Source organism: Nonomuraea sp. NPDC003707, from assembly GCF_053587055.1.
Genome location: NZ_JBSFNK010000003.1, coordinates 24,919 through 51,207 on the forward strand (window position 1 = coordinate 24,919; position 26,289 = coordinate 51,207).

25 protein-coding genes are annotated in these 26,289 nt (G+C 71.2%); 14 read left to right on the plus strand and 11 right to left on the minus strand.

Features of this window, described 5'->3' with window-relative positions:
- Window positions 1-20 precede the first annotated feature (20 nt).
- Window positions 21-251: a hypothetical protein gene (locus ACWDRB_RS07825; RefSeq protein ID WP_449892341.1), complete on the minus strand. Its 231-nt coding sequence runs from the start codon at window positions 249-251 to the stop codon at window positions 21-23.
- Between the two features lie 77 nt (window positions 252-328).
- Between ACWDRB_RS07825 and ACWDRB_RS07830 the strand changes: the two genes are divergently transcribed.
- Window positions 329-598 carry a hypothetical protein gene (locus tag ACWDRB_RS07830; protein WP_449892342.1) on the plus strand — a complete coding sequence of 90 codons (270 nt, stop codon included), beginning with the start codon at window positions 329-331 and terminating at the stop codon, window positions 596-598.
- Window positions 599-694: 96 nt separating this feature from the next.
- Here ACWDRB_RS07830 and ACWDRB_RS07835 read toward each other — a convergent pair whose 3' ends face one another.
- The 4 genes from ACWDRB_RS07835 to ACWDRB_RS07850 are packed head-to-tail and all read right to left on the minus strand — an operon-like array spanning window position 695 to window position 4,405.
- Window positions 695-2,908 carry a heavy metal translocating P-type ATPase gene (locus tag ACWDRB_RS07835; RefSeq protein ID WP_449892343.1) on the minus strand — a complete coding sequence of 738 codons (2,214 nt, stop codon included), beginning with the start codon at window positions 2,906-2,908 and terminating at the stop codon, window positions 695-697.
- Window positions 2,909-2,935: 27 nt separating this feature from the next.
- On the minus strand, window positions 2,936-3,886 hold the full coding sequence (locus tag ACWDRB_RS07840) for a hypothetical protein (protein ID WP_449892344.1): 951 nt from the start codon (window positions 3,884-3,886) through the stop codon (window positions 2,936-2,938).
- Complete coding sequence (locus ACWDRB_RS07845) at window positions 3,883-4,095, minus strand: heavy-metal-associated domain-containing protein (protein ID WP_449892345.1); 213 nt, start codon at window positions 4,093-4,095, stop codon at window positions 3,883-3,885. The genes ACWDRB_RS07840 and ACWDRB_RS07845 overlap by 4 nt, the downstream gene beginning before the upstream one ends.
- 28 nt (window positions 4,096-4,123) lie before the next feature.
- A complete protein-coding gene (locus ACWDRB_RS07850) occupies window positions 4,124-4,405 on the minus strand; it encodes a metal-sensitive transcriptional regulator (RefSeq protein ID WP_449892347.1) in 282 nt (93 codons plus the stop codon).
- 309 nt (window positions 4,406-4,714) lie between these two features.
- Between ACWDRB_RS07850 and ACWDRB_RS07855 the strand changes: the two genes are divergently transcribed.
- The 5 genes from ACWDRB_RS07855 to ACWDRB_RS07875 all read left to right on the plus strand — a co-directional run bounded on the left by ACWDRB_RS07855 (window position 4,715) and on the right by ACWDRB_RS07875 (window position 10,739).
- A complete protein-coding gene (locus tag ACWDRB_RS07855; protein WP_449892348.1) occupies window positions 4,715-6,325 on the plus strand; it encodes an ABC transporter substrate-binding protein in 1,611 nt (536 codons plus the stop codon).
- Window positions 6,322-7,320, plus strand: a complete 999-nt coding sequence (locus ACWDRB_RS07860; RefSeq protein ID WP_449892349.1) for an ABC transporter permease — start codon at window positions 6,322-6,324, stop codon at window positions 7,318-7,320. Before ACWDRB_RS07855 ends, ACWDRB_RS07860 begins: the two co-directional genes overlap by 4 nt.
- The gene (locus tag ACWDRB_RS07865) at window positions 7,317-8,168 is read left to right on the plus strand and encodes an ABC transporter permease (RefSeq protein ID WP_350727960.1); all 852 of its coding nucleotides are present in this window, start codon (window positions 7,317-7,319) and stop codon (window positions 8,166-8,168) included. Before ACWDRB_RS07860 ends, ACWDRB_RS07865 begins: the two co-directional genes overlap by 4 nt.
- Window positions 8,165-9,862, plus strand: a complete 1,698-nt coding sequence (locus ACWDRB_RS07870; RefSeq protein ID WP_449892350.1) for an ABC transporter ATP-binding protein — start codon at window positions 8,165-8,167, stop codon at window positions 9,860-9,862. The genes ACWDRB_RS07865 and ACWDRB_RS07870 overlap by 4 nt, the downstream gene beginning before the upstream one ends.
- A gap of 124 nt (window positions 9,863-9,986) precedes the next feature.
- Window positions 9,987-10,739, plus strand: coding sequence for a (2Fe-2S)-binding protein (locus ACWDRB_RS07875; RefSeq protein WP_449892351.1), 753 nt, complete (start codon window positions 9,987-9,989; stop codon window positions 10,737-10,739).
- A gap of 106 nt (window positions 10,740-10,845) precedes the next feature.
- Here ACWDRB_RS07875 and ACWDRB_RS07880 read toward each other — a convergent pair whose 3' ends face one another.
- The 4 genes from ACWDRB_RS07880 to ACWDRB_RS07895 all read right to left on the minus strand — a co-directional run bounded on the left by ACWDRB_RS07880 (window position 10,846) and on the right by ACWDRB_RS07895 (window position 16,858).
- Window positions 10,846-11,304, minus strand: a complete 459-nt coding sequence (locus ACWDRB_RS07880) for an N-acetyltransferase family protein (RefSeq protein WP_449892352.1) — start codon at window positions 11,302-11,304, stop codon at window positions 10,846-10,848.
- 14 nt (window positions 11,305-11,318) lie between these two features.
- Window positions 11,319-12,848: an MFS transporter gene (locus ACWDRB_RS07885; protein ID WP_449892353.1), complete on the minus strand. Its 1,530-nt coding sequence runs from the start codon at window positions 12,846-12,848 to the stop codon at window positions 11,319-11,321.
- 183 nt (window positions 12,849-13,031) lie between these two features.
- Window positions 13,032-15,764: an ATP-binding protein gene (locus ACWDRB_RS07890; protein ID WP_449892354.1), complete on the minus strand. Its 2,733-nt coding sequence runs from the start codon at window positions 15,762-15,764 to the stop codon at window positions 13,032-13,034.
- Between the two features lie 68 nt (window positions 15,765-15,832).
- The gene (locus ACWDRB_RS07895; protein ID WP_449892355.1) at window positions 15,833-16,858 is read right to left on the minus strand and encodes an alcohol dehydrogenase catalytic domain-containing protein; all 1,026 of its coding nucleotides are present in this window, start codon (window positions 16,856-16,858) and stop codon (window positions 15,833-15,835) included.
- 357 nt (window positions 16,859-17,215) lie between these two features.
- Here ACWDRB_RS07895 and ACWDRB_RS07900 point away from each other — a divergent pair, with 357 nt between their 5' ends.
- On the plus strand, window positions 17,216-17,560 hold the full coding sequence (locus tag ACWDRB_RS07900; protein ID WP_350727953.1) for a hypothetical protein: 345 nt from the start codon (window positions 17,216-17,218) through the stop codon (window positions 17,558-17,560).
- A gap of 4 nt (window positions 17,561-17,564) precedes the next feature.
- Here ACWDRB_RS07900 and ACWDRB_RS07905 read toward each other — a convergent pair whose 3' ends face one another.
- A complete protein-coding gene (locus ACWDRB_RS07905) occupies window positions 17,565-18,218 on the minus strand; it encodes an Lrp/AsnC family transcriptional regulator (RefSeq protein WP_449892357.1) in 654 nt (217 codons plus the stop codon).
- A 109-nt stretch (window positions 18,219-18,327) separates the two neighbouring features.
- On the opposite strand from ACWDRB_RS07905, the gene ACWDRB_RS07910 reads away from it, so the two are divergent.
- The 6 genes from ACWDRB_RS07910 (at window position 18,328) to ACWDRB_RS07935 (ending at window position 24,614) form a co-directional block, all read left to right on the plus strand.
- Window positions 18,328-19,908 (plus strand): ABC transporter substrate-binding protein, encoded by a 1,581-nt coding sequence (locus ACWDRB_RS07910; protein WP_449892360.1) that lies wholly within the window; start codon window positions 18,328-18,330, stop codon window positions 19,906-19,908.
- Window positions 19,909-19,921: 13 nt separating this feature from the next.
- Window positions 19,922-20,992: an ABC transporter permease gene (locus ACWDRB_RS07915; RefSeq protein ID WP_350727951.1), complete on the plus strand. Its 1,071-nt coding sequence runs from the start codon at window positions 19,922-19,924 to the stop codon at window positions 20,990-20,992.
- Entirely contained in the window at window positions 20,989-21,867 is an 879-nt protein-coding gene (locus ACWDRB_RS07920; protein WP_449892362.1) for an ABC transporter permease, read from the plus strand. Before ACWDRB_RS07915 ends, ACWDRB_RS07920 begins: the two co-directional genes overlap by 4 nt.
- A 64-nt stretch (window positions 21,868-21,931) precedes the next feature.
- Entirely contained in the window at window positions 21,932-22,708 is a 777-nt protein-coding gene (locus ACWDRB_RS07925) for an ABC transporter ATP-binding protein (RefSeq protein ID WP_449892365.1), read from the plus strand.
- Window positions 22,705-23,613, plus strand: coding sequence for an ABC transporter ATP-binding protein (locus ACWDRB_RS07930; RefSeq protein ID WP_350727948.1), 909 nt, complete (start codon window positions 22,705-22,707; stop codon window positions 23,611-23,613). Before ACWDRB_RS07925 ends, ACWDRB_RS07930 begins: the two co-directional genes overlap by 4 nt.
- Window positions 23,610-24,614 carry a M24 family metallopeptidase gene (locus tag ACWDRB_RS07935; RefSeq protein WP_449892366.1) on the plus strand — a complete coding sequence of 335 codons (1,005 nt, stop codon included), beginning with the start codon at window positions 23,610-23,612 and terminating at the stop codon, window positions 24,612-24,614. The genes ACWDRB_RS07930 and ACWDRB_RS07935 overlap by 4 nt, the downstream gene beginning before the upstream one ends.
- On the opposite strand, the gene ACWDRB_RS07940 is transcribed toward ACWDRB_RS07935, so the two are convergent.
- A complete protein-coding gene (locus tag ACWDRB_RS07940) occupies window positions 24,611-25,681 on the minus strand; it encodes a hypothetical protein (RefSeq protein WP_449892368.1) in 1,071 nt (356 codons plus the stop codon). The genes ACWDRB_RS07935 and ACWDRB_RS07940 overlap by 4 nt on opposite strands.
- Before the next feature lie 60 nt (window positions 25,682-25,741).
- Here ACWDRB_RS07940 and ACWDRB_RS07945 point away from each other — a divergent pair, with 60 nt between their 5' ends.
- The gene (locus ACWDRB_RS07945) at window positions 25,742-26,248 is read left to right on the plus strand and encodes an acyclic terpene utilization AtuA family protein (protein ID WP_449892369.1); all 507 of its coding nucleotides are present in this window, start codon (window positions 25,742-25,744) and stop codon (window positions 26,246-26,248) included.
- Window positions 26,249-26,289 lie beyond the last annotated feature (41 nt).

Consider the following 26,289-nt stretch of genomic DNA (forward strand, 5'->3'; position numbering starts at 1 on the left):
GATGACGGGCGAGGGGGTCCTCAGGGGAGGATGAAGGTGCCTCCGGCTGCGGCCGCGAGGTCGGGGCCGAGGGCGGCCGCGGGTGTGTAGGCGCCGGGCTTGCCTTCGCCACGGGCGAGGCGTGCGGCGATTTCGGCGGCGGCGCCGGCGGTGTAGTCCATGCCGTCATCGGCGCGTAGCCATCCTTCTCGGCTGGTGCCGTCCGGCCAGGTGATGACGGCGTGTCCCCAGGAGTGCCGCCGAGGCCTCATCGCCGCTGTCCACCGTCCTCGACGCCCTCGGTGCTCAGCTTGCCGAACAGGTCAAGAACGTCGCCGAGCGCCGCGCCGTGATCGACGCCAGCGTGGAACTCCAGGAACGCGAGCGCACCAAATTCGCTGCCGTCACCGCCGCGATCCGCACCGCACTCGAACAGCGCGGCACCGAAACCGGCACGGCACACCTGGTGGCCCAGATCGCCATGGTCGTCTTCCAGAGCGCCTTCGACCAATGGGTCAACGCGAACGGGCAGACGGACTTCGTCACCTGCCTGCGGGTCACCGCCGCATCGCTCCGGGACACCGTGACCGCGGACTCGACGAACAGGACCCCCGGTTGACTGCTTCGCGTGTCTCCGTCGGCTGCGGCCAGATCTTTGGCGGCACGTCCTGTGGCCCGAAGGCGGTGATCGCCTTCGGGCCACAGGACACGGTTCCTATTTGAAGCGGCGCAGCCGCAGGCTGTTGCTCACCACGAACACGCTGGAGAACGCCATCGCCGCACCCGCGATCATCGGGTTGAGCAGCCCCAAGGCGGCCAGCGGAAGGGCGGCCACGTTGTAGGCGAACGCCCAGAACAGGTTCCCCTTGATCGTCTTCAGCGTGCTGCGGGACAACCGGATCGCCTCCGGCGCCACCCGCAGATCACCCCGCACCAGCGTCAGATCCGCGGCCTCGATGGCGGCGTCCGTGCCGGTGCCCATCGCCAGCCCCAGATCGGCCTGGGCCAGCGCGGCGGCGTCGTTGACCCCGTCGCCCACCATGGCCACGACCCTGCCCTCGGCCTGCAGCTTCTTGACCACCTCGACCTTGTCGGCGGGCAGCACCTCGGCGATCACCTCATCGATGCCCACCTCCGCCGCCACCGTCCGCGCCACCGCCTCGTTGTCCCCGGTCAACAGCACCGGGGTCAGGCCGAGCGCCCGCAACTCCGAGATCGCCTGCTTGCTGGTCGGCTTGACCACATCGGCCACCACCAGCACCGCACGCGCCTGACCATCCCAGCCGACCGCCACCGCGGTGCGGCCCTTGGCCTGCTCGGTTTCCAGCGCGCTTTGCAGGCTGTCGGACAGGTGCTGGGACCATTCCGCCAGCAGCCGGGGGCGGCCGACCAGCACCGCGTGACCGTCCACGATCCCCTGCACGCCCAGGCCTTCGACGTTGGCGAAGTCCTCGACGGTCGCGTCGGAGTTGGCTTCACGGGCGATGGCCTGGGCGATCGGGTGCTCGGAGGCGTGCTCCAGCGCACCGGCCAGCCTGAGCACCTCTTCGCGGTTCTCCCCTTCGGCCAGGTGCACCGCGACCAGGGTCATCTTGCCCTCGGTGACCGTGCCGGTCTTGTCCAGCACGACGGTGTCGACCTTGCGGGTGGACTCCAGCACCTCCGGACCCTTGATCAGAATGCCCAGCTGGGCGCCTCGGCCGGTCCCGACCAGCAGCGCGGTCGGCGTGGCCAGGCCCAGCGCGCACGGGCACGCGATGATCAGCACCGCCACCGCCGCGGTGAACGCCGCCGCCACCCCGTTCCCGGTGCCGAGCCAGAACCCCAGCGTCCCGACCGCCAACGCGATCACGATCGGCACGAAGATCCCCGAGATCCGGTCGGCCAGCCGCTGCACGGCGGCCTTGCCGGTCTGCGCCTCCTCCACCAGCTTGGCCATCTGCGCCAGCTGCGTGTCCGCGCCTACTCGGGTGGCCCGGACGATCAGGCGGCCGCCCGCGTTCACCGTGGCACCCGTGACCGCGTCCCCCGGCCGCACCTCCACCGGCACCGACTCGCCGGTCAGCATCGAGGCGTCCACCGCCGAGGAGCCTTCGAGGATGACGCCGTCGGTGGCGATCTTCTCGCCGGGCCGCACCACGAACGTGTCGCCGGCCTTGAGCTGGTCGGTGGGGATGCGCCGGCCGTCGGCCAGCTCCACCTCCTTGGCACCCAGCTCCAGCAACGCCCGCAACGCCGCCCCCGCCCGCCGCTTGGAACGGGACTCGAAGTAGCGGCCGGCCAGGATGAACGCGGTCACCGCCGCCGCGGTTTCCAGATAGATGTTGCCCGAGCCGTCGGTGCGCTCGATCGTGAAGGAGAACGGATGCGTCATGCCCGGCGTGCCCGCGCTGCCGAAGAACAGCGCCCACAGCGACCAGCCGAACGCGGCCAGCGTGCCGACCGAGATCAGCGTGTCCATCGTCGCCGCGCCGTGCCGCAGGTTCGTCCAGGCCGCCTTGTGGAACGGCCAGCCCGCGTACACCACCACCGGCGCCGCCAGCACCAGCGACAACCACTGCCAGTTCGTGAACTGCAACGCCGGGATCATCGCCATCGCGACCACCGGCACACTCAGCACCACCGCGGTGATCAACCGCTGCCGGAGCGGCCGCAGCTCATCGGCAGGCTCCTGCTCGGCCCCGGTGCCGGACTCGGCGGGCGGGGCGGGCAGTGCGGCGGTATAGCCGGCCTTCTCCACCTCGGCGATCAGCTGCTGCGGGTCCACGCCATCCGGGAAGGTGACCTTCGCCTTCTCCGTCGCGTAGTTCACCATCGCGCTCACACCCTCGAGCTTGTTCAGCTTGCGCTCGATCCGGTTCGCGCAGGACGCGCAGGTCATGCCACCGATCGACAGCTCGACAGCCCTGCCTTCAGTCAGGGAAGACATCACATCTCCTTTCCTCGTGTCCTGCGATCAATGCGAGTCGTTGCCGTGAGAAGGGCTCGCGCTCGGCTCAGCCGTGGTTTTGGGCTGTCCGGTACCGGCCTGAGCGGTGAAGTCCGCGGTACGGACCTTGCCCTCATGCTGGAAATCCAGGAACAACCGGTAGTCGCCGCCGCTGGGCACCTCCGCGTAGAAGGTGATCTCCGGCCCCGCCTTCACGCTCTCCTCCGGATGCACGTGCAGGTAGGCCAGATCACCGGCCCGCAACGCCACCAGATGCCCGTACGCCCCCAGATACGGCTGCAGGTCCGTCACCGGCTTGCCGTCCTTGCTCACGCTCAGCGTCAGCTTGCTGGCCTGGCCGGGCACAAGATCCCCCGCAAGGGAAACCGTGTAACCGTCCACCTCGGCCGTACGAGCCACCGGGGCAAGAGGCTGCGGCTTGTAGTCACCCGCGACCAGCAGATCCGCACCGAGGGTCAAGCCACTCCCACCCGTCGGGGCGAAGTCGGCGAAAGCCCGGTACGCGCCCGGGTCATCCAGCGTCAGCTTCACCGACCACACGCCGTCGGCGGCCATGTCCGGGTGCACGTGCTGGAAGCTCGCCAGATCCCGCGACACCACGATGAAATGCAGCTTCTTGTCATGCTCGACCTGATAGTCAGTCACCGGCCTGCCGTCCGGACCCGTCACGGTGAAACGGAAATCCGTGGGCTCGCCGGGCTTGACGGCGGTCAACGGGTTGAGGGTGTATCCATTCTCGGACACTTGGAGCCCCCCAGGGGTATCGCCCTTCGCTGTTGCGGTGGCCTCCGCATGACCGCCATGACTCTCAGCGGCGGGAGTCGAATGGGTCGCCCCGTGTTCCGGCTTCGCCGGGGCGGGGCCGACCTCCCCCACCGCGTTCCCGACGCCCAGGGCCCCGCCGAAGACGACGGCCAGCCCCACGACGTAGGCACTCAGCTTCGTTGCCGCGTTCATGACCGACCCGCCACCTCGTAGCCCGCTTCCTCGACCGCGGCCACGATGTCCGCCGCGTCCACGGGGCTGTCGCTCTCCACGGTCAGCAGGCCGCTGGCCAGGTCGACCTCCACCGAAGTGACCCCGGACACCTCACCGACCTCCTCCTTCACCGAACTCACGCAGTGCCCGCAGGTCATGCCCGTGACGGTGTAGGTAGCGGTAGCCATATCGATCAACCCTCTCCAGTGATTTCTGTCAGGAACGAACGAGCCGCGCGATGGCTTCGGAAGCCTCTTTGACCTTGGCCTGAGCCTCCGGTCCGCCCTGAGCGGCGGCCTCGGCGACACAGTGCGCCAGGTGATCCTCCAGCAGGGAGATCGCGACCGACTGCAGAGCACTGGTGGCCGCCGACACCTGCGTCAGGACGTCGATGCAGTACTTGTCGTCCTCGACCATCCGCTGCAACCCCCGCACCTGACCCTCGATCCGGCGCAGCCGCCGCAGCTGGTCCTGCTTGCTGCCGCTGTATCCGACCATGTCTCCCCCTTCCGACTCCTCGAACGTACCATACCCCCCTACCGTATTCCAAACGGAGTCTGGGCCCAGGTGGGAGATCAGGGCCAACCGCCGACACGACTATTAGTCGGCATAGTAGGTTGCCAACCCACTCCACGCACGAGCTCTGACCGAAGAAGCCCAGGCAGGAACGTCATCGCAGCTCAATGCGAATTACGGTGTTTACACAATGGACTCTTGCATCTACGTAGCGGACCTATAGAGTCACGTGCAACGCACACCCTCCCCGATGGGGTCACTCTGCACCTCATATACCCCCCGGAGGTTTTGTTGTACCACCGAACCACGGCTGCGCTGCTCTCCCTCGCGCTCCTCACGGCATGCGGATCCAGCACCGGCACGACACCCAGCGCCCCCGGCACCCGGCAGGCCAAGAGCATCACCATCGCCATCTCCTCTGACGAGGGCACGCTCACGCCGTTCACCAACCAGACCGGCTACCCGGGCAACAACCTGGTGAAGCTGCTCTTCGACACGCTGGTGATCGTGCGGGGCGACGGCGTCGCGCCGCTCCTGGCAAAAGAGATCAAGACCTCCGACAACAAGACGTTCACCCTGCCGCTCCGGCCAGGCGTCACCTGGCACGACGGCAAGCCGCTCACCTCCGACGACGTGGTGTTCAGCGTCGACTTCTACCGCAAGAACATGGAGGGCGACTCGTCGGTCGACGTCCGCCCGATCGCGAAGGTCGGCGCCAGCGGCGACGTCGTGACCATGACGCTCAAGGCGCCCGACCCCGAGTTTCCGCGCCGGATCCTGGCCGACATGGCGATCCTTCCCAAGCACCTGTGGGAGTCGGTGCGGAAGGTGAGCACGGCAGGGGTGGACAAAGCCGTCGGCAGCGGGCCGTACAAGCTGACCCAGCACGACAATGCCCGCGGCTACACCCTCACCGCCAACCCCGCCTATGCCCTGGGCAAGCCCAAGGTGGATTCGATCAAGGTGGCCGTGATCCCGGAGGAGTCCACCCAGTTCGCCGCCCTGCGCACCGGAGAGGTGCACATGTCCACGCGCATCGTGCCCCCGCAGCAGCTCGCGACGTTGGAAAGGCAGCCGGGCATCGGCGTGGTCAAGGGCACCGAGTTCGCCTCCACGCTGCTGGCGTTCAACACGACCAGACCGCCGTTCGACCGCCCCGAGGTACGCCGGGCTCTGGCCAAGGCCATCGACACGGGGGATCTGGTCAAGACGGCGCTGCTCGGCCAGGGCACCCCGGGCAACCCCGGCTTCATCCACGCGGAGTCGCCCATCAAGGGAGACCGGCTCCCGCCGATCTTCGACGCCGAGGCCGCCAAGCGGGAGCTCGACGCTCTCGGCGCCAAACCGGGACCGGACGGGATCCGGGTGCTGGACGGCAAGCCCATGTCGTACGAGCTGCTGGTGCAGAGCGCCTCCACGGACCGGCTGCGCAGCGCCGAGCTGATCCGCGACATGCTCAGGAACGCGGGCGTCGCGGTGAAGGTCACCTCGCTCGACTCCGACTCCCTCGACGCCAAGGTCTGGCCCGACTACGACGTCCGTAAGGGCCGCAACTACGACATGTCCATGTGGGGCTGGTCCGCTCCCGTCATGCTCAGCAGCGGCACCATCGCCCAGCTCCTGGCCTCCGACCCGGACGACGGCAGCCTCAATGTCGTCGGCTTCAAGAGCCCGGCCGTCGACGAGACGATCGCCACCATGACCGCCGCGCCCACCATGGAGGCCAGAACGGAGGCCGCCAAGAAGCTCCAGGCCCAGATAGCGGAGCAGCTGCCGTTCCTCACCCTGTACTACCGCAACGGCGCCTACGCCTTCCGTAAGGACATCTACAGCAACTGGACCTGGCAGAACGGCTCCGGCGCGCTGAACAAGTTCTCCCTCGTCGACTACCGGCTCGGATGACGGCCGTCCAGGCCGTCCGCCGCGGCTACCCCCGCTACATCGCCGGCAGGCTGGCCGAATACCTCTCGGTGCTGCTGGTCGCGCTCACGCTCAACTTCGCGCTCCCCCGGGCGCTCCCGGGTGGCCCGCTCAAGCTGTTCGGCAGCCCGGAGGCGCTGGCCAGGCTGACCGCCGACGAGCGCGCGCAGATCGCCACGCAGTACGGCTTCGGCCGGCCGCTCCCCCAGCAGTTCCTCGACTACCTGACCGGCGTGTTCACCCTGGACCTCGGCACCTCGCTGTCGGACGGCCGTCCCGTCGTCCAGGCGCTGGCGGACGCGCTGCCGTGGACGCTGCTCCTGGTGGGCACCAGCACTGCGGTGACCGCCGTCCTGGGGGTGACGCTGGGCGTCGCGGGCGCCCTGCGTCGCCGCCGGGGCAAGGGCTCCGGGCTGCTCGGCGCGGCCGTGGTCGCCGACTCGGTCCCGCAGTTCTGGCTGGGCATGCTGCTGATCGTCCTGTTCGGGGTGAAGCTCCAGCTGCTGCCCACTTACGGCGTGTCCGGGCCGGAAGGGGTGACGGTCGGCGGGGTTCTGCAGCACCTGGTCCTTCCGGTGACGACGCTGACCGTCACCGGCATGGGATATCTGTTCCTCTACACCCGCTCGTCCCTGCTCACCGTCCTGACCAGCGAGCCGGTGCAGCACGCCCACGCCCGCGGAGTGCCGTACGGCAGGCTCGTGCGCAGGCACGCCCTGCGCCCGGCGCTGCTGCCCGTGCACACGATCCTCATGCTGGAGATCGGCTTCCTGGCCGCCGGGGCCATCGTGGTCGAGACCGTCTTCGCCTATCCCGGGCTCGGGCGGCTCACCTTCGACGCGATCACCGCCCGCGACTACCCGCTCATGCAGGGGGCGTTCCTGGTGCTCACCGTCATGGTGGTGCTCATGAACGCGCTGGCCGACGCGACGTACCCGCTGCTGGATCCCCGTGCCAGAACCGGAGACCGGAGATGATGTTCCTCAAGGCGCCGCGCCGGAACCTGCTCGGCGCGCAAGGAGTGATCGGCGTCGGCGTCCTCGTCGCGATCGTCGCCATCGCGGCGTACGGAGTCGCCCTGCCCGACGGTGCGGGGCGCGAGCGGGTGGCCGAGCCGTACGCACCGCCGCGGGCAGGATTGCCGCTGGGTTCCGACGATCTCGGCCGGGACCTGCTCGACCAGCTCATCGTGGGCGCCGGCACGTCCCTGGGGCTGGCGTTCATCGTCGCCGTCTGCACCACGCTGCTGGCCGCGATCATCGGCGGCGCCGCCGGGATCGGCCCGCGCTGGTTGTCGGTCTCGCTGATGCGCGGCGCGGACGTCCTGCTGATCCTGCCCGAGCTGATCCTCTACATCCTGGCGGCCGCCTTCCTCGGCCAGTCCTTCGGTATCCGGGCGGCGATCCTGGCGCTCATCCTGTGGCCGGTCCCCGCCCGCGTGCTCCGAGCCGGGGTGCTCACCGCCTGGTCCCGCGGCCATCTGGAGGTGTCGCGGGCCATGGGCGCACCGGCCTGGTGGTTGCTGGCCCGGCACGGCACGTACCTCATCGGGCCGCTGCTCATCCCGGTCTTCGTCCGCACCGCGAAGGTCGCCATCATCTACGACGCCACCCTGTCCTTCCTCGGCCTCGGCGACCCGACCTCGCCGAGCTGGGGCACCACGCTCTACTGGGTGCAGACCAACGGCGTCTTCCTGTCCGACGCCTGGCTGTGGTGGGCGCTGCCGCCCGGCGCCGCCATCACGCTCACAGTGCTCTCCCTCGCCCTGATCGGCGTCGCGGTGGAGGAACGGCTCAACCCTGCCCTGCGGGAGGCTGCCCGATGACCTTGAAAGTACGTGACCTGACCGTCCGGTACGGCGGCCTGGCCGCGGTCTCGCACGTCAACCTCGACATCGCCGACGGCGAGATCCTGGCGCTGGTCGGCGAGAGCGGCTGCGGCAAGACCTCGCTGGCCCGTACCCTGCTCGGCCTGCTCCCCTCCACGTCACAGGCCGGCGGGTCCGCGTTGCTGGGCGAACACGAACTGGTCGGACGGACCGACTGGACAGGTGTGCGCGGCACCCGCGTCGCCACCGTGCCGCAGGGCGCGATGACCGGACTCAGCCCCGTGCATCGCATCGGTGCCCAGCTCGCCGAGATGCTCACCCTGCACGGCGGCACGGCCCAGCCCGCCGACCTGCTCGACCGCGTCGGGCTCCAGCGGACGATGCTCAGGTCATATCCGCACGAGCTGTCCGGCGGGCAACGCCAGCGGGTGGCCATCGCGCTCGCCCTGGCCGGCGAGCCGGACCTGCTGGTCGCGGACGAACCCACCACCGGGCTGGACGCCATCACCCAGCGGCAGGTCCTCGCCCTCCTGGCCGGGCTCCGCACCAGCATGCTGATCGTCTCGCACGACCTGGCCGGGCTGCTGCCGTACGCCGACCGCGTCGCCATCATGTACGCGGGCCGCCTCGCCGAAGTCCGCCCAGCTCGCGCGCTGTCCCCGGCCTCCGCCCACCCCTACACGGCAGGGCTGCTCAGCGCGACCCCCGTCGCCGACCGCGAGGTCGCCTGGGGCAGCATCCCCGGATCCGCGCCCGCCCTCGGGCACGTCGCGGCCGGCTGCGCGTTCGCGGCCCGCTGCCCGCTCGCCGTCGACCGTTGCCGCGAGGAGACGCCGCCCTTGGTCGCACGCGGAGAGGCGCAGGTCGCCTGCCACCGTCACGACGAGCCGGACCACCCCTCCTACCCGAACGTGCCCCGCGTCGACAGCCCGTCGGGGAGCATCGTGGTCAGCGCGTCAGGCATTCGGCACACCTACCGGGCCCGCTCACGTGTCGTGGACGCGCTGCGCGACGTCGACCTCGAGATCAGCGCGGGCGAGATCGTCGGCCTCGTGGGCGAGAGCGGATCGGGCAAGAGCACGCTCGCCCGGATTCTGCTCGGTCTCATCAAACCGACCGCCGGTCGCGTGACGCTCGAAGGCCGGGAGCTGACGGCCGGCCGTGCACTGCGCCGCCTGCGACGACGGATCGGCTTCGTCCACCAGGACCCCTACGATTCGCTCCACCCCGGCATGCGGGTGGCGGCGCTGGTGGCCGAGCCGCTGGCGGTGGCCGGAGTGCCCCGGGGCGAGCGGCTCGGCCACGTCCGGGAATCGCTGACCGCCGCCGGGCTGCCGGACGATTCCGAGTTCCTCGCCCGTTTCCCCGGCCAGCTGTCCGGCGGCCAGCGCCAGCGGGTGTCCATCGCCCGAGCTCTCGCCGGCAGCCCCGCGCTGCTCATCGCGGACGAGGCCACTTCCATGCTGGACGTCTCCACCCGCGCGGGGATCGCCACCACGCTGCGATCCCTGGCCGTCGAACGCGGCCTGGCCGTCCTGCTCGTCACCCACGACCTGGGCGAGGCCGTCCAGTCGTGCGATCGCATCCTGGTCCTCCAGGCAGGCCGGGTCGTCGAGCACGGCCCGGCCGACGACCTGGCCCGATCCCCATCCCACGCCTATACGACCCAGCTCCTCCAGGCTTCCACATGAGTTCACCGTGCAGTTCCCCGGGGCCGGCGACCAGGGCCAGGAGCGGTCGTCCGGCCCTGGAAACCGTATACCCGTTACGGGTATCATCCTCTACTATGGCGATACGTAGTGCGGTTGTGCAGTGATGGATGTCTTTTCGCGGCTGGAGTCGTTCGGGGACCGCTTCCGGCTTGAACGTGGCCTGAGGCCGCACGACGGCTGGATCGCATGCGACCGGCTGCTCGACTCCTCATCGGACGAACTCTCCCGTGTACTCGAAGCCGAGCGGGTGGCCAGCGGCCAGAAGTCGGATCACGCCACCGCACTGACCGTCATGGCCGTGTACGCGGGCACCGTGACCGCGTCCGCGCTGCTGGCATGGGCGCTCGACCGGGTGGTCGTGGACATGCGACCGCGCAACGTCGCCATCCGGCTCTCCGAGCACCACGGGTTCGAGGCGGTCGCGCTCCGCGAGCCGAACGCCGTGGAGGCGCCCGTCGACACGCTTGTCTCCTGGGTGCTCGACGAGCATCTCCTCCCGCTCGCTCACGCCATGCGTACGCGCACCCGGGCGGGCTTGCGCCAGCTCCATGGCGGAGTGGCGCACGGGTGCGCGGCGGCATTCTGCATCGCCAGCCGACTCGGCGGCGACGTCGATCGGCTGCACCGGGCCTACGAGGAGTTCCTCGCCGCCTCCACCGGCGGCCTGGAAAAGCTCGGCGAAGTGATCAGACTGCGAGAAGGCGATCGCGAAGGGCTGTTCTACCTACGCAACACGTGCTGCCTCTACTACACCTCCGACGAAGCGGTGAAATGCTCCAGCTGCTGCCTGGACAGTGCCGAGGACCGCGTGACCGCCTACCGCCAGGTCCTCGCGAACGGAGTGGTCCCCCACTGAGCCGCACCGCTCGCCGCACAGCGCGCGACCCGAACGACTCCGGGGTCCGGCCACCGCCCCACTCCCCCGCCTCATCGGCCAAGCGTCTGCTTGGCCCGCGGACCCATCATGGCTCCCCGGCGGCGCGGGACTCCACCTCCTGCCATCGGCAGATCTTCTTGGAGACCAGGCCGGCCCCGATGCGCTGGTAGAACCGCTGTGCCGCCACGTTGGTCTCGGCTACCTCCCAGCGGATCACCTTGCCGTCCGAAGCTGCGGAGACCGCCCGCATCAGCCGTTCACCGACCCCGTGGCCGCGTTCTCCGGCGCGCACGTAGAGGTCGTCGAGCGCGAGATAGTCGCCGCCCGACCACAGGCTGACCCTCTCGAACCAGGACACGTACCCGATCGCCCGTCCATCCCTCTCCGCGATCAAATAGGTGATCTCGGGACGCCGGAGCAGCTCTTCCATGCGAGCTACGCTCACGGTGATCGCGGTCCCCTGATTCTGGTGTTCGGCGAGCTCACGCAGCAAGCCGTGAACGGTCGCCGCGTCGTCGGCCGTCGCGCGACGGATCGACACCATGGTGAATTCCCTTCTCAGCCGGTGGGCGGGATGTGGCGCAGCCGGAGGAGCGCGAGGATCGCCGCGCCGCCCGCGATGACCGCCGCGACGACGGCCGCCACGTTGAGCCCGCCCGCGAAGGCCTCACGGGCGGGGGCGAGGACCTGCGCGGCGAGCTCGCCCGGCAACCCCCGTGCCGCCGAGACCGCGCCGTCGAGGCTGTCGCTGCCGGCCGCGACGGCTTCCGGCGGCAGGCCGCCGGGCAGTTCGCCACTGATCCGGCTACGGTAGACGGCGGCGCCGATGCTGCCGATGATGGCGATGCCGAGCGAGATGCCCAGGTCGCTGCAGGTCGTCGCGAGCCCGGAGGCCGCGCCCGCCTTCTGCGGCGGCACAGAGCCCACGACGAGGTTGGTGGTCAGCGCCATGGACGGCGCGACCGCCGGATAGAGCACCATGAAGCCCGCGACCAGCAGCGGCAGTCCGCCGACGGCGCCGACCTGGGTGAGCATCAGGTAGCCGATCACTTGTACGACCAGTCCGGCCGCGATGAGATACCCCGGGCGGACCCGCCGTACCAGGATCGGGGAGACCGTCGAGACCAGCACCAGCAGGGCCGCCCCCGGCAGCACCCACAGCCCCGCCTGCAGCGGGGAGAGCCCCTCCACCAGCTGCAGGTACTGCGTGACCAGCAGGTACACGCCGCCGAGCGCGATCGCGGCCAGCAGGAAGACGCCCAGCGCACCGCTGACCGCGCGGTGGGCGAACAGCCGCACATCCAGCAGCGGCTCCGGCAGCCGCAGCTGCCGCAGCACGAACCACCCTCCGAACGCCAGCCCGACCACGATGCTCACCAGCGCCGTCGCGAGAGTGCCCGCCTTGCCCAGCTCCTTGACGCCGTAGACGACGGGCAGCAGAGTCGCCAGCGACAGCGCCACGCTGAACAGATCGGGCCGGCCCGCCGCCGGGTTGCGGTTGTCGGGCAGCAACAGGAGGGCGCCGATCGCCACCACCACCATGACCGGCACGGCCACCAGGAACGCCGCACGCCAGGAGTACGTCTCCAGCAGCGCCCCGCCGAGCACGGGGCCGAGGCCGGTGCCCACCGAGATGCCGCCCGACCACACGCCGACGGCGACTCCCCGCTGCCGCGCGTCGGCGAACGTGGCGAAGATCAGGCCCAGGGTGGCGGGCATCTGGGTGGCGGCCGCGACGCCCAGGACGGCTCGCCACAGGATCAGCAGGGCGGGGTCGGAGGTGTTCGCGGCGGCCAGCGAGACCAGGGCGAAGACGACCGCGCCGGCGATCAGCAATCGGCGATGACCGATCCTGTCTCCCAGCGTGCCCATGGTGACCAGCAGCCCGGCCATCAGGAACCCGTATATGTCGATGATCCACAATGACTGGGTGCTGGTCGGCCGGAGCTCCGCGGCCAGCTGGGGAATGGCCAGGAACAGGATGGTGAGCATCATGAACAGCAACATGGCGGGCAGGACCAGCACCACCAGGCCGAGCCACTGCTTGAGACCGGCGCGCCGGCCGTCGTCGATATCCGCGGAAGACATGAGCGTGTTCCTTCGGTGAATGTTCTGGGAGCGAGCCCTCCGGCACGCTCCAGGGCCGACGATGGGCTTGCGGGCGTGGCACTCGTGTGCCGCACCGGCCGACATCGTCATGACCCGCGAGGGAATTGACGCCCCTACGTTAGGAAGGCCCAGGTGGCCGCCGAATCAGTGAAATCGCCGGTCTCAGGCGGATCGCTCGGCGAGGACCAGCCGCATGAGCTCGGCCCGCGAGGTTATGCCGGCCTTCTGGAAGACCTTGCGCAGGTGGTAGTCCACGGTGCGCGGGCTGAGGAACAGCTGCCCGGCGATCTCCCGGTTGGTCAGCCCCTCCCCGACGGCCAGCGTGATGCGCAGCTCCTGTGGGGTGAGCGTGCTCAGCGTGTCCGCCTCGGGCGCGCGGGTCCGGGCCGACTCCCCGGTGGCGCGCAGCTCGCCCAGCGCGCGCTCGGCCCAGGTGAGGGCACCGATGCGGCGGAAGGTCTCCGCCGCGGCGCGCAGGTGTTCCTGAGCCTCGGAACGCCGCCGCTCGCGCCGCAGTTGCTCGCCGAACAGCAGTTCCGTCCGGGCGTGCTCCAGCGGAGCGTCCGACCTGGCATGCAGCCGCAGGCTCTCCGCGTAGTGGGCCTCGGCGCCGCCGTCGGTGCTGACCAGCGCCTGGCAGCGGGCCGTGAGCGCGCCCAGGTCCGGCGAGGCGATGCGTTCGGTCCACTGCGCGTAGCGGGCCGCGGCCGCGGCGGCCCGATCCCGCTCGCCGGCGCGGACCAGGGCCTCGACCAGGTCGGGGACGATGGCCATGACGAGATCCGGGGGCGCGTCGGCGTCCCAGGCGCCGACCGCCCCGAAGTGCCGTACGGCCTCGCGATGCCTGCCCGCGACCAGCTCGATGAGCCCGAGCGCCCGCCTGGCGTAGAACATGGCGTCAGCCAGGTCTCGGTCGCTCGCCTCGGCCAGCACGCCGGAGGCCAGCTCGCCGGCGTCAGCCCGGCCCCGGATGGCCGCGGACAGCGCGAGCAGCCCTCGGTTGCGGCATGCCGTGTTCGGCTGGCCGACCTCGGCGGCGAACTGGCAGCCCTCCTCGGCGTGGGCCTCGGCGAGCCCCAGCCTGCCGCGCGAGATCTCGTCAGCCGCCTGGTACTCGAGGTTCCACGCGAGCGCGCCGAGGGCGCCGCTGTTGCGTGCCAGTTGCCCGGCGTTGCGGAACAGGCGCCCGCTCAGCTCATGCTCGCCGAGCGCGCGGGTGATCGACCCGGCCAGGGTCATCGTGATCGGATCGGTGAGCGACTCGATCACCGCGCGGTCGCGTACGGCCAGTCCTGGATCGCGGCCTGTTCGTGCCCGGCCGGCGTTCCGAAGGAGCAGGAGCACCGCGTCCTCCGGGCCGTCCGAGTCGTCCGGGGCCGGCCCGATCTCGTCGAGCCAGCCGGCGAGGTCGGCCCAGGCCTGTGACCGGTTGGCGCGGACACCGAGGTTGCCGTACATCGCGACGGTCGGGGCGAAGCGGCGCCGGTCGATCCGCAGGACGCGTGGGATCCAGGGCTTGATGAGGTCCATCGCGTCATCGGGCGAGCCGGCGAACTCGGCCACGATGGCTCGCATGACGGCCACGGAGATCCGGTCCGTCTCCTCCAGGGAGGGCTCGCGTTCGGCCTGATCGAGCAGCTCGGCAGCCGCGGCGGTGAACCCGCCCTGGGCGGCGGCGTGCGCGGCGGTCCACAGCCGCCGTCCCCTGCGCGGGCCGTCGACCGTGAGCTCGGCCGCCCGCGACAACGAGGCCATGGCCGCGGCCGGGCCCCCGCGCAGGGCCGCCTGTTCGGCCGAGTGCTCGAGCTGGTCGGCGGCGTGCTCGTCGTGCCCGACGGCGGCCTGCCCGAGGTGCCAGGCATGGCGGTGCTGGTCGGCCGGGGTGTCGAAGGCCGCGGCGAAGGCACGATGGATCGCGACGCGCCGGTTGCCCGTGGCGCTGTGGTAGACCGCTGATCGGATCAGCGGATGCCGGAACGCCAGCCGCGGCCCGTCGTAGGTCAGCAGCTCGTCGAGCTCGGCGCGGTGCAGCAGGTCGGCGGCGATCCCCATGGAGGTGGCCGCCTTCTCGATGGTCTCGACGCTGCCCGAGCCGTCGGCGGCGATCAGTTGGAGCAGCGGCAGTGATTCGACGTGCCGCGCCCGGATCCTGGCCAGGAACGACCGCTGCAGCCGGTCGGTCATGGCCGGCGGCTCCGGTGTCCCCTCCGGCGGGATCCTCCTTCCGGCAAGCTCGAGCAGGGCCAGGGGATTTCCCCCGGTGATCGCCAGCAGACGGTCCTGCTCACCCTCGCTGAGGCGCCGCCCGCCCGCGCGCCCGGCGAGCAGCGCCCTGCCCGCTTCGGGTTCGAGGCCCGCGAGCGGGATGCGGCGCAGGTCGGGCAGCTCGGTGCCGTGGCCCTCGTCGGCACGCGCGGCCAGCGCCACCGCGATGGGCTCGTCGTCCAGCCGGCGGGCGACGAACGCCAGGGTCTTCAGCGTCGGACGATCGGCCCAGTGCGCGTCGTCGACGACGCACAACACCGGCTTCTCCCCGGCCGCCAGGGACAGCAGGGACAGGGTCGACAGACCCACCAGGAACGGATCGGGTGGCGTGCCGTGCGCGCGCCCGAACAGGACGCGCAGGGCCTGCGCCTGCGGGTCCGGCAGCTCGTGGGCCCGCCCGAGCAGGGGGAGCAGGAGCTGGTGCAGCGTCGCGTACGCGAGATCGGCCTCCGGCTCGACGCCCACCGCGCGGAGCACCCGGAACCCCGCGGCCCGCTCCGTGGCGTGTGACAGCAGCGCGGTCTTCCCGATCCCCGGCTCGCCGTGGAGGATCGCTCCGCCGCCGCGTCCCTCGGCGGCGTGCCGCAGCAACGACTCAAGCAGTTCGCTCTCGTCGTCTCTCCCCAGCACACGCCGAGCATAGAAAGCACCGGCACCTGTGACAAAGCGAGCCCGCCGCTCAAGCCCGGCCACCGTGATCAGTTACCCGTGGTCAACACCATGCGGAAGCGGGCCCGGCCGGAGAGCATCTTCTGGAACGCCGCACCGGCCTCCTCCAGCGGGACCTCCTCGGTCCACGCCCGGACGCCGTTCCGGGCGGCGAACCTCATGGTGTCCTGGGTGTCGACCGCGATGCCGGAAGCGTGTCCGTGCACCCGTCTGGCCGCGTTCACGAGTTGCAGGGGCGTGATGTCCAGCCGCTCCATGTCGACGCCGACGATGATGAGCTCGCCGCGGCGGCCAAGCCCGTCGATCGTCCGGGACATCGCCGCGGCGTTGGTCACCGTCGCCAGCACCACCTTGGCTCCCCCCTGGGCCCGCAGCGCGTCGGCCATGTTCTCGGCGGCGGTGTCGATGTAGTGGGCCGCGCCGAGCTTGTGAGCCAGCGACGCCTTCTCGGGGCCGCGGGCCATCGCGACGGTGTCGAAGCCCATCTTCGCGGCGAACTGGACACCCAGGTGCCCCAGGCCGCCCAGGCCGAGGATCGCCACGGTGTCGCCGGAACGCGCGGAACTGCGCCGCAGCGCGTTGTACACGGTCACGCCGGCGCAGGCCAGGGGCGCGGCCTCCACCGCCGTGAGCTCGTCCGGGACCGCGGCCAGGGCGACGGCCGGCACCACGACGGAGTCGGCGAACCCGCCGGCGTACGCGACACCCGGCACCTGGAGTTCAGGACAGAGGATGCCGTCGCCCTCCCTGCAGGCGTCGCAGTGGCCGCAGCTGCCGCCGTACCAGCCGACCGCCACGCGATCACCGACGGCCCAGCCGGCGACGTCGGCGCCGATCGTGTCGATGCGTCCCGCGATCTCGTGACCCGGCGTGACGGGGTACGTGGTGCCCGGGATGTGTCCGGCGATGATCAGCGCGTCGGAGTGGCACACCCCGCACGCCTCGACGGTGACCCGTACCTGGCCCGGGCCCGGCTCCTGGGTGTCCACCCGGACCAGAGACATGTCCCCGCCGGGCTCGGCGACCTGTACGGCACGGTGCGTGGCAGAAGACATGCCGTCTCCTCTTCTTACGGAAGCAGCGGCCCCACGGCGAGGCCCTCTCCCGCGCCCCCTTTCCTGTCCACCGGCCGTCGAACCTGGTCAGAGCGGGTTTGCCAGGCTTTGAGGACGAGGAGGGGGCCGTCGTGTACGGTGAAGGCCCAGCGGCCCGGAGCGGCCGTGACGCGCTGGTAGACGTTCTGGCGAGACTGCGCAGGTCCCGCCTGGTCCGCGGTGGCGGGCCTCCTCCCTGGAAGGGTTCGCGTACGGGCCCCCAGGGTGACGATTCTGGCTGGACGGATTGTCGATCATTGACCGCTCCCCTCACGATCCGTCCAGACGAATGCTGATATTTCGGGAATGTGGGCCACCATGACGGGCGTGAATCTCAACGGCCGCAAATTCGTGATGGTGAGCTCGACCGCGAGCGCAGTCGACCCGGACAGCCCGACGGAGTTCCTGTACCAGGAGTCCGACGGGGTGGTGTGGGGCAGCTACTCCGGCGACACCGTGACCCACGGGCGTTTCGTGGGCATGCGTGACGACGCCCAGGTGGCGATCTCGTACGCGCACGCGCTGAAGGCCGGCGGGAAGGCGGGCGGCCAGAGCAGCAGCCGCATCGAGAAGGGGGACGACGGGCTGCTGCGCCTGGTGGAGGAGTTCAGCTTCGACGGGGACGACACGGTGCACGTGAGCGTGTGCAGGGAGGTCGGCTGATCACTCAGTCGTCCTTGCGGAGGGCGGCGCGGCCCTCGGCGGCGCCGACGAAGCGCATCTTGCCGAGCGGCACGCCGCCCTGCGCCCCCTCCTGGGCGGGCCGCCGCGCCGGACGGGTCCGGTCGCGATCACGGTCGCGGTCGCTGGGCAGCACGTACGGCCGCTTCAGCACCTCGTCCAGGATGAACACGGTCTCCGTCGCCTTGACCGCCGGGATGTTGGCCAGCCGGTCGGTCACCATGGTGTGCACGGCGGCCACGTCGGACACGCGCACCTGGATCATGGCGTCGTGCTGCCCGGTGGTGATCGCGCAGTACTCCACCTCCGGCATCCGGGCCAGCTCGGCCCTGAACTGCTTCCACATCTGCTGGCGTACGGTCACGAAGATCAGGGCGGTGATGCCGAGCCCGGCCCGCACGTGGTCGATCTCGGCGGTGAAACGCTTGATCGCGCCGTCGGCGCGCAGCGCCTCGAAGCGCGTGTAGGCGTTCGCGCGGGAGATGCCCACCCGTTCGGCCAGCGCGGCCACCGAGATCCTGCCGTTCTCGCGCAGGACCTCGAGGATCTTCATGTGGATGTCGTCAAGCTCGAGACCGATGCCGATCCGTCCAGGCTGACCGCCGCCGCCGACACCATTTCTGGAAATTTCACTCATCATTACCTCACTGACCTTTATATACGTCTCACCGACCGCACAGTGCCTGGACGTTCTGCCGCACAATCCTCGACATCTTCCTGCCGAACGTCCAAATCTTGGAGGACCCATCATGGCGACCCGCTCGCAGACGGCGGCTGTGCTGCTCGCCGGTGCACTCGCCCTGGCCGCCTGCGGTAGCGGCGGCGGCTCCCAGACTCCCGCCGCGTCCGGCGGTGGGGGCAAGACCCTCGTCATCGACACGTCCTTCGACCTCAAGACGGCCGACCCGGGCCGCACGTACGAGCCGACGGGCCTGATCGTCGGCAAGGCCGTCTATGAGACGCTGCTGACGTTCGACGGCGCCGACGTGACCAAGCCGGTGCCCGCGCTCGCGGAGTCGTACGAGCTGAGCAAGGACGGCAAGATCCTGACGCTCAAGCTGAAGAAGGGCGCCACGTTCGCGGACGGGTCGCCGTTGACCGCGGACGACGTGGTGTTCTCGCTGACTCGCGTGCGGGACATGAAGGGCACCCCGTCGTTCCTGCTGGACGGCGTCGAGGTCGCCAAGACCGACGACTCGACGATCACGCTGACGTCGAAGGCGGCCAACCCGGCGCTGCCGTACATCCTGCCGAACCCGGCCCTCGGCATCCTCAACAGCAAGGTCGCCAAGGAGCACGGCGCCACCACGGACGCCCAGGACAAGGCCGAGCAGTACCTGAACTCGGCCTCGGCGGGCTCCGGCCCGTACCAGATCGAGTCGTTCAACGTGAGCAGCCAGGTCACGCTCAAGGCGAACCCCAAGTACTACGGCACCAAGCCCGCCTACGACAAGGTCGTCATCCGCAACGTCGAAGGCGCCACGCAGAAGCTGAACGTCCAGCGCGGCGACAGCCAGATCGCCCTCAACCTGTCGGGCGACCAGGTCACCGGCATGCCCGCGACCCTGCAGGTCAAGAAGACCGCCTCGGCGAACGTCATCTTCCTGCTGGCCAACCAGGACTCCGCGATCAGCAAGACGACGACGAACCCCAAGTTCGTGGAGGCGGTCCGCAAGGGCGTCGACTACGCGGGGCTGCTGGAGCTGGCCGGCGAGGGCTCGGCGCAGGCGCCGGGCGTCATCCCGTCGCAGCTGCTCGGCGCGCTGCCCGCCGACCAGGCGGCCAAGCGGGACGTCGAGGGCGCCAAGGCGGCGCTGGCCGCCAGCGGCGTGTCGAACCCGACCGTCAAGCTGGAGTACCCGAGCGAGCTGACCGTCAACGGCCTGTCCTTCCAGCCGCTGGCCGAGCGCATCCAGGCCAACCTCAAGGAGGTCGGCATCACGGTCGACCTGCAGCCCGCGCCGGTCACCACGGCCCTGGACAACTACCGCAACGGCAAGGAGGAGATGGGCCTGTGGTACTGGGGCCCGGACTACCCCGACCCGAGCGACTACCTGGCGTTCCTGCCGGGCAAGACGGTGGGTCTGCGGGCCGGCTGGAAGGCGGGGGCGGCCAAGGAGATCGAGGCCGCCGGTGACAAGGCCGCCACGGCGATCGGCGACGACGCCCGCAAGGCCGCCTACGTGGACGTGCAGACCAAGCTGAACGCCTCCGGCCCGTTCGTCCCGCTGATCCAGCCCAGCCAGAACATCGTGACGGCGGCGTCGGTGACCGGCCTCGAGTACCACCCGGTGTGGACGGTGGACGTGGCCGACCTCGGCGTGAAGTAAGGGAGCCTCGCAGGTGTCCGACATCCCGGGCGAACCCCGCCGGAGCCGGGCGAGACGGGCCCATCCGCTCGTCCGCTTCCTGATCCGGCGCATCCTGCTCGCGGTCCTGATGGCCTGGGGCATCACGCTCGTCACGTTCGTCCTGACGAACCTGGTGCCCGGCGACCCTGTGGCCGCGAACCTCGGCCAGCGGGCGCTGGGCGATCCGGCGATCGTGGCCCAGTGGCGGGCCGAGCACGGCCTGGACAAGCCGCTCTGGGAGCAGTACGTGCTCCACCTCCAGGGCCTGGTCCACGGCGACCTCGGCACCAGCCAGCAGAGTCACCGGCCGGTCAGCCAGGACCTGGCCGAGTTCGTCCCGGCGACGCTGGAGCTGGCCGGGGCGGCGATCCTGGTGTCGCTGGTGCTGGGCGTGGCGTTCGGCGTGATCGCCGCGCTGCGCCGGGACCGGCTGTCGGACCACGCGCTGCGCGTGCTGAGCCTCATCGGCATCTCGGTCCCGACGTTCTGGCTGGCGCTGGTGGCGTTCTACGTGTTCTTCTACCGGCTGCAGCTCACCCCGGGCAGCGGCCGGGTGGACGCGGCGCTCAACGGCGCGGTCCCGGCCGTGACCGGGCTGCAGACCGTGGACGCGCTGGTGGCGGGCCGGTGGGACGTGTTCTCCTCCGCGGTCGGGCACCTCGTGACGCCCGCGCTGGTGCTGGCGCTCTACACGATCGGCCTGCTCACCCGCTTCACGCGCTCGGCGGTGCTGGAGGTGCTGGGGCAGGACTACGTGCGCGCCGCCAGGGCCAAGGGCCTGCCCGGCCGGGTGATCCTCTTCCGGTACGTGCTGCGTTCGGCCCTGGTGCCCATCATCACCGTGGCGGGCCTGGCGTTCGGCAGCCTGCTGTCCGGCACCGTGCTGGTCGAGGCGATCTTCGCCTGGCCCGGCGTCGGGCAGTACGCGTACAAGAGCGCCACCACCCTCGACCTGCCCGCCGTCATGGGCGTCGGCCTGGTCGTCGGCGTCGTCTACCTGGTCATCAACCTGATCGTGGACGTCCTGTACGGCGTCATCGATCCCCGAGTGAGGCTGCAATGAGACGGCGGGACCCTCTGGCCCGCAGGGGCCTGCTTGCCCGGCTGCCCGAGGCGTGGCGGCAGCCGCTGGCCGTGGTCGGCGCCGTGCTGGCAGTGGCCTGGCTGGTCATCGCGCTGGCCGCCCCCTTGCTGGCGCCGCACGACCCCCTCGCCCAGGACCTGCCGCGGCTCGCGCCGCCGGGGCCCGGGCACTGGTTCGGCACCGACCAGCTCGGCCGCGACATCCTGAGCCGCGTCATGTACGGGGCCCGGGTGTCGATCCCGCTGACGTTGCTGCTGGTCGTGCTGTCGGTGCTGATCGGCGGGCTGCTCGGCGCCTGCGCCGGGTACTTCGGCCGGTGGGTCGACGAGACGATCATGCGGCTGGCGGACCTGGTGTTCGCGTTCCCGACCGTGATCCTGGCCATGGTGGTGGCCGCCGCGCTGGGCGCCAGCCTGACGAACGCGGTGCTGGCCGTGCTGGTGGTGGCCTGGCCCGCGTACGCCCGCGTCACCCGGGGGCTGGTGCTCGGGGTGCGCGAGCGGGAGTTCGTGCTGAGCGGACGGCTGCTGGGCTTCTCCGTGTGGCGGTCGCTGCGCGTGGACGTGCTGCCGAACGTGACCGGCCCCATCCTCGTGCTCGCGACGCTGGACATCGGCACCGCGCTGCTGCTGCTGTCCGGGCTGTCGTTCCTGGGCCTCGGGGCCAAGCCGCCGTCCCCCGAGTGGGGGGCGATGGTGGCCTCGGGCGTGGAGGTGTTCGACAGCTGGTGGGTGGCGACCTTCCCGGGGCTGGCGATCCTTACGGTGGTGCTGGCGTTCAACTTCCTCGGCGACACCCTGCGGGACGCGCTCGACCCCCGTACGGCCCGCGCGATCAAGGAGCGTGCACTGTGACCGAGCGAAGCGAGGGAACCAGACAGCACAGCGACCCGGTCGCAGGTCCGACGAAGGAGGACCTGTGACGACGTTGGACATCACCGACTTGAAGATGTCGATCGGCGGCAAGGAGATCCTGCGCGGCGTCGATCTCGCGCTGGAGCCCGGCCGGGTGCACGGGCTGGCCGGAGAGAGCGGCTCGGGCAAGACGATGACGGGCTTGGCCGTGCTCGGGCTGCTGCCGCACGGCGCCCGCGTGACGGGCGCGATCCGGCTCGGCGAGCGCGACCTGCTCACCCTGCCGCCCAAGGAGCTGAACCGGGTGCGCGGCGGCGAGGTCGCCATGGTGTTCCAGGATCCGGCGACCAGCCTGCACCCCATGCTGACCATCGGCAAGCAGCTCACCGAGCACATGCGCCACCACCTGCGGCTGGACAAGCGTGCGGCGCGGGCCCGGGCGGTGGAGCTGCTGGGCAAGGTACGCATCCCGGGCGCCGAGGAGGCGTACGGGCGCTATCCGCACCAGTTCTCCGGCGGGATGCGCCAGCGCATCGCCATCGCCATCGCGCTGGCCTGTTCCCCCAAGGTGCTGATCGCCGACGAGCCGACCACCGCGCTCGACGTGACCGTGCAGGCCGGCGTGCTGCGGCTGCTGCGCGGGCTCTGCGACGAGCTGGGGCTGGCGGTGCTGCTGGTCACCCACGACCTCGGGGTGATGTCCGCGGTGGCGGACGAGGTGAGCGTGATGAAGGGCGGCCTCGTCGTGGAGTCGGGGCCGCGCGGGCGGGTGCTGCGGGAGCCCGAGCACGCCTACACGCGTTCCCTGCTGGAGTCCCTACCCGACGCGGAGGCGCAATGACTCTGTTGGCCATCGACGACCTGGTCGTCGAGCACCGCTCCCCCGGGCGTCCCGCCGTGCGGGCCGTGGCGGGGGCCAGCCTGGCGGTCAACCCCGGCGAGGTCGTCGGGCTCGTCGGCGAGTCCGGGTGCGGCAAGTCGACGCTGGCCCGCGCCGTCTGCGGGCTGAACCCGATCACCGCGGGCTCGATCGCGTTCGACGGGCAGCCGGTCACGCCGCTCGGCCTGCGGCGCAGGAAGCTGACCGGGATCCAGATGGTCTTCCAGGACCCCTACGCCTCACTCAACCCCCGGCGGCGGGTCGGCGACCAGATTGCCGACGGGCTGCGCACCTCGCAGGACACCGCCACCTCCCCCGCCGACCTGCTGGAACGCGTCGGCCTGCCGCGGGACTTCGCCGGCCGGCACCCGCACGAGTTCTCCGGCGGGCAGCGGCAGCGCATCGCCATCGCCAGGGCGCTCGCGGCCCGGCCGCGGCTGCTGATCGGCGACGAGCCCATCTCGGCGCTGGACGCCTCGGCGCAGTCGCAGGTGGCCAGGCTGATGCGGGACCTGGCGGTGGACTCGGGCGCGGGGCTGCTGTTCATCAGCCACGACCTGTCCGTGGTGCGGCTGATCGCCGACCGGATCGCCGTCATGTACCTCGGCAAGATCGTCGAGGTGGGCGACACGGCCGAGGTGTGGGCGGACCCGAAGCACCCGTACACGAAGGCGCTGCTCCAGGCCATCCCCAAGCCCGACGGGATGGGGGTGCTGCCCGCCGAGCTGGCCGGTGACGTGCCCGACCCGGCGAACCCGCCGGGAGGGTGCCGGTTCAACCCGCGGTGCCCGTCCGTGATGGACGTGTGCCGCGTGAAGGAACCGGAGTTCGGGCCGGTCGCCTGCTGGCTGCACGAGCCGAAGTGACCCCCGTCCCCGGGCCGCGGGCCGCCGCGGCGCGGCTGGCGGCGGTGCGGGCGGCCATGGACGAGGCCGGGGTGGAGGCCCTCGTGCTGCGGCCCTCGCCGGACGCCCGCTTCCTCGGGAGCCTTCTCGGGGACCGTCAGGGCGCGTACCTGGTGGTCACGCAGGACGTGGTGGCCGAGACCGGCGATCCGGCCGGGGTGGTGCCCGCGGGGGCGCGCCGGGTCGGGGTGGATCCGGAGATGCGGGTGCGGGAGCTGTTCGGGCTGGCGATCGAGGCCGAGCTCGTGCCCGCCTCCTCGGTGCTGTGGCCGCTGCGGCTGCGCAAGGAGCCGTACGAGGTCGAGGCCGTCGGGCGCGCGGTGGCGGCGGCGGAAGGGGTGCTGGGGCAGGCGCTGGAGCTGGCCTGGTTCGGGGCGACCGAGCGGGCGATGGCCTACCGGCTGCGGGTGCTGCTGGCCGAGTCGGGGTGCGAGGAGCTGCTGTCGCTGCGGGTGGCGGCCGGGGAGCACACGGCCCTCCCCGCGCACGTGCCCGGGGAGCGCGTGATCAACCCCGGGGACGCGCTGGCCGTGGCGGTGTGCGGGCGGTGGGGCGGCTACTGCGCCGAGGTGTCCAGGGTGTTCGCCGTGGCGGAGCCGCCGGACGACTTCGAGGCGATGTACTCGGTGGTGCTGGCCGCCCATCGGGCCGGGCTCGCGGCCGTGCGGCCCGGCGTGCCGGTGGACGAGGTGGCCAGGGCCGTGGGCGAGGTGATCGACGGCAGCGGGTACGGGCGCTTCGCGGCGGCGCACGTGGGCCGGGGCGTCGGGCTGGGGCACGACGAAGGGCCGTGGCCGGGTGAGGACGCCGTGTTCGAGCCGGGGATGGTGTTCTGCCTGGAGCCCGCCATCTACGTGCCCGAACTGTTCGGGGCCCGGGTCGCGGACGTGGTGGTGTGCGCGGAAGACGGGCCGGTGCCGCTGGGCGCGTACCCGCACACCCTGCACGTCCTCGACCGCTAAGGCAGCCTGACGGCCTCGGCCAGCCTGCGGGCCTCGTCGGCCCATCCCGCCAGGAATATCAGCGCCTCGCCCCGCTCCCTGAACCGGCGGGCCGCGTCCACGGGCGTGGCGCCGCCGTAGTCGAGCTGCGTCTCCCCTGCCCGGGCCAGCATCAGCGGGGTCAGGAAGTCGTACTTGACCGCCGACGCGCACACCGCCAGCCGCACCAGCCGCTCGTCACCGCGCCAGCCGGAATCCCGCAGCCCCCGCACGTACGCCCCGTGGACGGCCGCGTCGAGCGCGGGCAGCAGAGCGGCCGGCAGGAACAGGTCGAACACGCTGTCCGGGATGTGGTTGCCGACGTCCTCGCCCAGCGCGCCGTCGCCCGCGAACGTCCAGTCCACCAGCACGCTCTCCCCGTCGCGGTCGATCACGTTGCTCGGCCACACGTCGAGGTGGCACAGCGCCCTCGGCAGCGACTCCAGGACGGCCAGGAACTCCTCCCGGTCCCGGTGCAGCCGCACCAGCTCCCCGCGCAGCCCGGGCGGGAAGTTCTCGGCGACCAGGGGGTGCCGCCAGGCCGCGTCGTCCTCCAGCAGCTCGTACGGGACCGGTTTCGAGCCCAGGTAGTCGCGCAGGAACGACCGGCTCGACCAGGGCCGCTCCACCTGGCCCGCCGCCCCCTGGGCCAGGCCGAGCTGGTGCCCGAAGAGCGTGTGGCGCCCGAGGTCCCAGGTGGTGCCGGGCCGCCCGGCCACGTCCTCGGTCCACAGCGCGAGGTCGCCGTCATCGCGTTCGACCAGCTCCAGCAGCTTCGGCGCGGCCACCCCCGAGCCCGCCCACAGCCCCGGCAGGCCGTCGGCGTAGACGTCGGCCTCCCTGCGCCAGTAGTTCCAGTGGCGCGGATCGTCGGAGTGCCCCCACCCCGCGCCGCCTTCCTTGCGGCGGGTCAGCACCTTGAGCACCGCCGACCTCGACCCCCTGCGCACCCGCCAGATGCCGCCGGTCACCGCGTTCAGCGGGTTGTGCGTGAGCGGCTCGACGACGGCGTCGGCGCCGCCGAGCACCCGCGCGATCTCATCTTCCACTCGCGTCACCCTATCCCGTGACGGTGTGTGATGATCCACGGTCAAGGGTAGTCCAGAATCATGCTGCGCATCGGCACGTGGAGATCTGCCGGGTCGCTCGACATGGTGATCTGCGGCTGGCACGACGGCGGCCCCGGACCCCTCGAAACGGGCATCAAGCTCATCTACGGAGCAGGCGGTCCGATGCCCGGCTTTCCCGGGCTGCGCGTGGGCACCCTCGTGGCGACGTGCGCGGAGGAGATCGCCGAGGCCCTGTCCCAGGGGATCGACGTGGTGGCCACCGCGCCGGACTGCTGCCCCGCGGCGCCCGTCGTGGCTGCGGGCATGTGGCACTACGGCTGGACCGGGAGCGATCCGGGCGCGCTGGCCGGGGCGACCGCCGCGGGCCTCGTCATGGCCGCGCAGCCCGGGCCGTGCGCGGTGGAGATCCACCGCGACGGCCGCAGCTCGCTCGCCGGTGACGTGCGGGCGGAGACCGTACGCGCCTGCCTGGCCGGGGCCGTCCCCCTGGAGTCGGTACGCCTCAGCCAGGAGGCCCCCAGCAGGCTCCTCATCACACCCTGTTAGCCGCTTCCACCAAAGCCCGGCCCCGGCTTGGTGAACCCGGA

What these genes read in the sequence shown, in the direction of transcription:
- ACWDRB_RS07825 (WP_449892341.1), bottom strand. Translation starts at nt 251, where the DNA reads ATGAGGCCTCGGCGGCACTCCTGGGGACACGCCGTCATCACCTGGCCG.
- ACWDRB_RS07835 (WP_449892343.1), bottom strand. Translation starts at nt 2,908, where the DNA reads ATGTCTTCCCTGACTGAAGGCAGGGCTGTCGAGCTGTCGATCGGTGGC.
- ACWDRB_RS07840 (WP_449892344.1), bottom strand. Translation starts at nt 3,886, where the DNA reads ATGAACGCGGCAACGAAGCTGAGTGCCTACGTCGTGGGGCTGGCCGTC.
- ACWDRB_RS07845 (WP_449892345.1), bottom strand. Translation starts at nt 4,095, where the DNA reads ATGGCTACCGCTACCTACACCGTCACGGGCATGACCTGCGGGCACTGC.
- ACWDRB_RS07850 (WP_449892347.1), bottom strand. Translation starts at nt 4,405, where the DNA reads ATGGTCGGATACAGCGGCAGCAAGCAGGACCAGCTGCGGCGGCTGCGC.
- ACWDRB_RS07860 (WP_449892349.1), top strand. Translation starts at nt 6,322, where the DNA reads ATGACGGCCGTCCAGGCCGTCCGCCGCGGCTACCCCCGCTACATCGCC.
- ACWDRB_RS07865 (WP_350727960.1), top strand. Translation starts at nt 7,317, where the DNA reads ATGATGTTCCTCAAGGCGCCGCGCCGGAACCTGCTCGGCGCGCAAGGA.
- ACWDRB_RS07870 (WP_449892350.1), top strand. Translation starts at nt 8,165, where the DNA reads ATGACCTTGAAAGTACGTGACCTGACCGTCCGGTACGGCGGCCTGGCC.
- ACWDRB_RS07875 (WP_449892351.1), top strand. Translation starts at nt 9,987, where the DNA reads ATGGATGTCTTTTCGCGGCTGGAGTCGTTCGGGGACCGCTTCCGGCTT.
- ACWDRB_RS07880 (WP_449892352.1), bottom strand. Translation starts at nt 11,304, where the DNA reads ATGGTGTCGATCCGTCGCGCGACGGCCGACGACGCGGCGACCGTTCAC.
- ACWDRB_RS07885 (WP_449892353.1), bottom strand. Translation starts at nt 12,848, where the DNA reads ATGTCTTCCGCGGATATCGACGACGGCCGGCGCGCCGGTCTCAAGCAG.
- ACWDRB_RS07895 (WP_449892355.1), bottom strand. Translation starts at nt 16,858, where the DNA reads ATGTCTTCTGCCACGCACCGTGCCGTACAGGTCGCCGAGCCCGGCGGG.
- ACWDRB_RS07900 (WP_350727953.1), top strand. Translation starts at nt 17,216, where the DNA reads ATGACGGGCGTGAATCTCAACGGCCGCAAATTCGTGATGGTGAGCTCG.
- ACWDRB_RS07905 (WP_449892357.1), bottom strand. Translation starts at nt 18,218, where the DNA reads ATGATGAGTGAAATTTCCAGAAATGGTGTCGGCGGCGGCGGTCAGCCT.
- ACWDRB_RS07910 (WP_449892360.1), top strand. Translation starts at nt 18,328, where the DNA reads ATGGCGACCCGCTCGCAGACGGCGGCTGTGCTGCTCGCCGGTGCACTC.
- ACWDRB_RS07920 (WP_449892362.1), top strand. Translation starts at nt 20,989, where the DNA reads ATGAGACGGCGGGACCCTCTGGCCCGCAGGGGCCTGCTTGCCCGGCTG.
- ACWDRB_RS07930 (WP_350727948.1), top strand. Translation starts at nt 22,705, where the DNA reads ATGACTCTGTTGGCCATCGACGACCTGGTCGTCGAGCACCGCTCCCCC.
- ACWDRB_RS07945 (WP_449892369.1), top strand. Translation starts at nt 25,742, where the DNA reads ATGCTGCGCATCGGCACGTGGAGATCTGCCGGGTCGCTCGACATGGTG.